Below are 3,000 nucleotides of genomic sequence, written 5' to 3'. Positions count from 1 at the left end.
ATGGATAGCGGCTGTAAACTGCCTATTCACGTGGTCGCGTTACCGCTGGTGGCAAATCCGCATGCTGTCCAGAGCAGTGCACATGATCTTGTACGCGTCGCTCAGCAGCAAACCGTTAATTTACTCCATGTCTCATCAGCCTTTCCGCGTAAAGGCGTAGACGTGCTGCTGCAAGCATTTGAGCAGCTGGCCGCCGTCGACCCAACGCTGACGCTCACGGTTAAAACCTTCCCCAACCCCCATAACCAGATGGAAGGCTGGGTAGAGCAATACGTCAGTGCAAAATACCGCGAACGTCTGCACATCATTATTGATGATTATGACGCCGCACAAATGGCTGCGCTCTATCAGGCGGCCGATATAGTCGTGTTGCCCACCCGTGGCGAAGGACTCAATATGCCGGCCATCGAAGCCGGGGAGTTCTCCCGCGCACTGATCGTTACCGGCTACGGCGCCCACACCGATTTCACTCCGGCGCAGCATGCCGGTTGGGTGAACTACTGTTTCGACCATGCCCAATCGCACTTCAGTGCCGGGCAGGCCGTATGGGTAGAGCCCAGTGTGGCAAGTCTTACCCGACAAGTGCAGCAGCAGATCCAGCAATTGCGCCAACAGGGGGAAGGGGCAACGAATGCCGTGAGCAAGTTCCACGACGCTATTCAGCAGCGCTTTTACTCGCCTGCTGCGGTAGAGTCCCTGTTAGCAGCGCTAGCGCGCCTGCAGGCCAGTACCCAGCCTGAAGTGCCGCCTATTTCACTGAGCTTGTATACCTCATGGGACGAACCCTGCGGCATCGCCCAATACAGTGCTCATCTGGTAGAAGCGCTGCAAGCAACTAACTCAGTATTGAGCGTTTCAATCAATGCCCCGCAGTTTAGCAAAGGCCAGCGCCCCTCCTCAGGCGAACAGGAAAACCAGTTACCGGTAAGCCGTAACTGGCAGCGCAGCCAAAGCCCTACGTTAGCAGAAGCGGCTGGTAACGTAGTCTGGCTACAGCACCACTTCGCCTTTTACGAGCTAGACCGCGATCTGCAGTATCAAGTCGAGCAGTGCCGTCGCCAGGGCAAGCGTGTCTATATCACCCTGCATACGACCCGCCCAGTGATCGACTTTGACACTGTCCGCAGGCACACAGTGTCAGCAACACTTGCCGCCTTTGATCGAGTGTTTGTTCACACGTTAGACGACCTCAATTACCTAAAGCGCATCGGCCTAACCGATAACGTCACCCAATTACCACAGGGAGTGGATGCCGGCCAAGACGCTTCAGTGTCTATCAACAGCCAAGCACCTGTGATTGGCAGCTTCGGCTTCTTGCTCCCCCATAAAGGAGTCAATACCTTAATTGAGGCTTTTGCGTTGCTGTGTAAAAAGCAGTCGTTACCAAAGGCTGCCATATTGCGACTGATTACCTCCGTACGCGATGAGCCCAGCTCCCAGGAGGAACTGGCCCGCTGCCAGCGAACCGCGCAGCGCTTAGGGGTCGAAAAACAGATTGAGTGGGTGACTGACTTCCTTCCCCTGGAAGAGGCCCGGCAGCGCCTGGCAGAGTGCAGCGCCGTAGTGCTGCCTTATCAATATACCCAAGAGTCCAGCAGTGCTGCTGTACGCACGGCGGTCGCTGCATGCCCCAATATTCTCACCACGCCAGCGCCTATTTTTGATGAAGTCAAAAATATCGTTTGGCAAACCCGCGGCTTCGACAGCCAAGACATTGCCGAAGGCATTACCCATGTATTGAACGCCTCAGAAACCCAGCGCAAAGAGTATCATCAGGCCCGTCATCAATGGCTGGAACAGCGCAGCTGGCCTGCCTTGGCAAAACGCTATGAAGGCTTGATGAAAGCAGCCCTGGTTGACCAAGCGCTATGCCAAAGGCATGAGCGAAATCAGGTTGACACCCAAGGCTAGCCCGCCACAATACCTAACGCACCCGGCTGCCTCTGCGGCAGCCTGTACCTCCATGCGTTAATCCAGAACTTACTATGAAGAAAGGAACTGCGTCATGAACGCGATCGTGACAGGAATTACGGGCCAGGACGGCGCTTATCTTGCTGAGCTACTGCTAGAAAAAGGTTACACCGTGTACGGTACATACCGCCGTACCAGCTCGGTCAATTTTTGGCGTATCGAAGAACTTGGCATACAAAACCACCCCAACTTGCACTTGGTGGAGTACGACCTTACCGATTTATCCTCCAGCATTCGCCTAGTGCAGCAGTGCAAGCCCCGTGAAATTTACAACCTTGCCGCGCAAAGTTTCGTAGGCGTCTCGTTTGACCAGCCCATTACAACGGCCGAGATCACCGGGCTGGGCGTGGTGAATTTATTAGAAGCGATCCGTATCGTCGACAGCTCCATTCGTTTCTATCAGGCTTCCACCTCGGAAATGTTCGGCAAAGTACAGCAAGTGCCGCAAACCGAAGCCACTGATTTCTACCCGCGCAGCCCTTACGGCGTGGCCAAGCTCTATGCTCACTGGATGACCATTAACTACCGTGAGTCCTATAACATCTTCGCCACCAGCGGCATTCTGTTCAATCATGAGTCGCCCCTGCGTGGCCGCGAATTCGTCACCCGTAAGATTACCGACGGCGTTGCCCGCATCAAGCTCGGCAAACAGACCCACTTGGCTCTGGGTAACTTGGATGCCAAGCGCGACTGGGGCTACGCCAAAGAGTACGTGGAAGGCATGTGGCGCATGCTGCAAGCCGACACCCCGGAAACCTACGTGCTGGCTACTAACCGCACCGAAACCGTGCGTGATTTTGTCACGCTCGCCTTTAAAGCGGCGGATATTGAACTGCGTTGGGAAGGCGAAGCCGAACAGGAAGCCGCCGTTGACGTCGCTACCGGTAACATCGTGGTGGTCATCGACCCGAAGTTCTACCGCCCGGCCGAGGTAGAACTGCTGATAGGCAACCCGGCCAAAGCCACCCAAGAACTCGGCTGGCAGCCTAACACCAGTCTGGAAGAACTGTGCAAGATGATGGTAGAAGC

At 55.4% G+C, this 3,000-nt stretch carries 2 protein-coding genes; both read left to right on the top strand.

What is annotated here, in order from left to right; all coding sequences use genetic code 11:
* A partial coding sequence (locus tag INT22_RS19735; RefSeq protein WP_193068775.1) for a glycosyltransferase occupies positions 1 to 1,911 on the top strand: 1,911 nt, incomplete at its 5' end.
* A 94-nt stretch (positions 1,912 to 2,005) separates the two neighbouring features.
* Positions 2,006 to 3,000, top strand: a 995-nt coding sequence (gmd, locus tag INT22_RS19730; protein ID WP_193068774.1) for a GDP-mannose 4,6-dehydratase, incomplete at its 3' end; no start/stop codon positions are given.

The sequence above is a fragment of the Halomonas sp. 3D7M genome (assembly GCF_014897885.1).
Classification (GTDB): Bacteria; Pseudomonadota; Gammaproteobacteria; order Pseudomonadales; family Halomonadaceae; genus Vreelandella.
The sequence above is the reverse complement of the archived record's forward strand: the minus strand, read 5'-3'. Positions and strand labels throughout refer to the sequence as shown.